1 protein-coding gene is annotated in these 520 nt (G+C 65.6%); it reads left to right on the plus strand.

Features of this window, described 5'->3' with window-relative positions:
* Positions 1-51: 51 nt before the first annotated feature.
* Positions 52-520 (plus strand): aldo/keto reductase (locus tag AC1DN0_RS41340; RefSeq protein ID WP_477146644.1); only part of this gene is annotated, 469 nt, incomplete at its 3' end.

The following is a 520-nucleotide window of genomic DNA, read 5'->3' on the forward strand; positions in this document are numbered from 1 at the left end:
GCTTTACGGTGCGCGGCGTAGCCTGCATCTCACCCCCATGAAGGAGTTTCCATGAGCATTCCCGCATTCGGCCTCGGTACGTTCCGCCTGAAGGGCCAGACCGTCATCGACTCGGTCCGCAACGCATTGGACGTGGGCTACCGCGCCATCGACACCGCGCAGATCTACGACAACGAAGCCGAGGTTGGCCAGGCCATCGCAGACGCCGGCGTGGCCCGCGACGATCTGTTCGTGACCACCAAGGTGTGGATCGCCAACTTCAGCCACGACGCGCTGCTGGACAGCCTGCGCGAGAGCCTGCGCAAGCTGCGCACCGACCACGTCGAGCTGACCCTGATCCACTGGCCCTCGCCCAAGGACGCCGTGCCGATGGCCGAGTACCTGGGCGCGTTGGCGGAAGCGAAGTCGCAGGGCCTGACCCGGCAGATCGGCATCTCCAACTTCACCATCGCCCAGACCCGCCAGGCCATCGACATCCTCGGTGCCGATGCCATCGCCACCAACCAGATCGAGGTGCACC

The organism is Cupriavidus sp. 05N39, assembly GCF_056397325.1.